Below are 2,320 nucleotides of genomic sequence, written 5' to 3'. Positions count from 1 at the left end.
CACGGCGGCGGCCGTGGCGTCGTTCGCGTACGGGCAGCGGCACGCCGTGCTGGACACGAACGTCCGCCGGGTCCTCGCCCGCGCGGTCACCGGCACGCAGTACCCGCCGAACGCCACGACGGCCGCCGAACGGAAGCTGGCTCGGGCCCTGCTGCCGCAGGACGACGGCACGGCGTCCCGCTGGGCGGCCGCGTCGATGGAGCTGGGCGCGCTGGTGTGCACGGCGAAGAACGAGTCCTGCCACCACTGCCCCATCGCCGCGCAGTGCGCCTGGCGGCTCGCCGGGAAGCCCGCGCACGACGGGCCGGCCCGTCGGGGCCAGACGTACGCCGGGACCGACCGGCAGGTGCGCGGCAAGCTCCTCGCCGTCCTGCGGGACGCGGTGGAACCCGTACCGCAGACGGTGCTCGACCGGGTCTGGGACGAGCCGGTGCAGCGGGCCCGGGCGCTCGACGGCCTGGTCTCCGACGGACTCGTGGAGCCCCTCCCCGACGGCTTCTACCGACTCCCCCTCACCTGACGGTCGTCACCCGGCCGCGCCCGCCCCGACCGGAGTCCGCGACGGACCTCCCGCGGACTCCACGGGGCAGACACGCCGAACCCCACAGAGCCGGCACAGCGGGCTCCACGGAGCCGACACAGCGGACTCCACAACGGAGTTCGGCGGACCCCACGCCGCAGATCCCGCAGAGTCCGTGACGCGGCCGGCTCCGTAACGGCCATCCGGCGGGCCCCGTCGGGGCGAACCACCCGATACCCGCCCCGAATCGCCCCTCGCTTTACCCCGTTCCTACTTCTGTTACACAACCGACGGACAGCCGAGCGTTCTCCGCAGGCTGCCTCGGACACCCCCGTGACAACAGCTCCGTAGCTTCTTCGACGTACCGCGGGAACACGCGAACGAACCAGCGGGACGCGGCGGCGGAACGCGCGACCAGAACGCGTTCGGCGGCACGACGGAGCGGAGAACCGACAGCGCAGACCGCGCGCGGGTCGGCAAACGGGGAACGGAGGCGGTTGATCATGGCGCACGGCGAGGTGCTCGAATTCGAGGAGTACGTCCGCACCCGGCAGGACGCGCTGCTGCGCAGCGCCCGCCGGCTCGTCCCGGACCCGGTGGACGCCCAGGATCTGCTGCAGACGGCGCTGGCCCGGACGTACGGCCGCTGGGACGGCATCGCGGACAAGCGGCTGGCGGACGCGTATCTGCGCCGGGTCATGATCAACACGCGGACCGAGTGGTGGCGGGCCCGGAAGCTGGAGGAAGTTCCCACCGAGCAGCTCCCGGACGCCTGCATCGACGACTCCACCGAGCAGCACGCGGACCGCGCGCTCCTCATGGACATCATGAAGGTGCTCGCTCCGAAGCAGCGCAGCGTCGTGGTGCTGCGACACTGGGAGCAGATGTCCACGGAGGAGACGGCCGCCGCCCTCGGCATGTCGGCCGGAACCGTCAAGAGCACGCTCCACCGTGCGCTGGCCCGGCTCCGCGAGGAACTGGAGTCGCGGGACCTCGCAGAGCGCGCCGCCCGCGCGCTCGCACCGAACAAGGAGCAGGAGCGTTGCGCGGCCTGAGCACAGCGGCCGGCCCCGGCCAAGGGGCCAGGCAGGCTTCGAAGGCGGTGATCACGGCGGTGGCCGTGCTCGCCGCCCTCGGCCTTTCCGTCTCCGCCTGCGGCACGGGCGGCACCGGCGCACGCGACGAGGGCCCCGCGGACAGCGACTCGCTGACCGGCGGCGCCGCGTCACCGGCCGTCTCCGCCTCGGCCCACGGCGACCAGCCGAGCGTGGACGAGGTCGTGCGGCTGGTCCGGGCCGACCCACAGGTCAGCAAGGCGGTGAAGGCCGACCTGGAGCCGTGCGTGGCCGACAAGCCGCCGATCGACGTCATCTACGGCGATCTGACCGGGGGTTCGGCGGACGACATCGTGGTGAACGTGCTGTCCTGCGCGGACGCCGTCGGCGTGGCCTCGTACGTGTACCGCTCGGAGAAGGGCAAGTACCGCAGCGTCTTCCTCTCCGAACAGCCGCCGGTGTACGCGGAGATCGACCGCGGGGACCTGCTGGTGACCCGGCAGCTGTACGAGAACGACCGGTACGGCGACCCGTCCGCGTATCCGTCCAGCGAGGACGTGACCACCTACCGCTGGCTGAAGGACCGCTTCGTCGAACGGTCCAGCACGCGCACGGAGTACAGCACCTCGGTGGGCAGCGCGGAGTCGCCCACCCCCGCACCCCACTGACACCGGCCCAGCCCTTCCCCACCCCACCGATCACTACCGAGAGCGGACGAGAAGACCGGATGGCAGAGCAGACCCAC

At 72.4% G+C, this 2,320-nt stretch carries 2 protein-coding genes and 1 pseudogene; all 3 read left to right on the top strand.

Annotated elements, in window-relative coordinates; all coding sequences use genetic code 11:
- A pseudogene (locus tag AOK15_RS40105) lies at positions 1-520 on the top strand (A/G-specific adenine glycosylase); the annotation flags it as partial.
- A gap of 503 nt (positions 521-1,023) precedes the next feature.
- Positions 1,024-1,575, top strand: coding sequence for a SigE family RNA polymerase sigma factor (locus AOK15_RS40100; protein ID WP_055524060.1), 552 nt, complete (start codon positions 1,024-1,026; stop codon positions 1,573-1,575).
- Positions 1,563-2,243: a hypothetical protein gene (locus AOK15_RS40095; protein ID WP_055524058.1), complete on the top strand. Its 681-nt coding sequence runs from the start codon at positions 1,563-1,565 to the stop codon at positions 2,241-2,243. Before AOK15_RS40100 ends, AOK15_RS40095 begins: the two co-directional genes overlap by 13 nt.
- The last annotated feature ends 77 nt before the right edge of the window (positions 2,244-2,320 follow it).

Source organism: Streptomyces ossamyceticus (assembly GCF_001418475.1).
Taxonomy (GTDB): Bacteria; Actinomycetota; Actinomycetes; order Streptomycetales; family Streptomycetaceae; genus Streptomyces; species Streptomyces ossamyceticus.
Note: the sequence above shows the minus strand (reverse complement) of the source record. Positions and strands in the feature narration are given on the sequence as shown.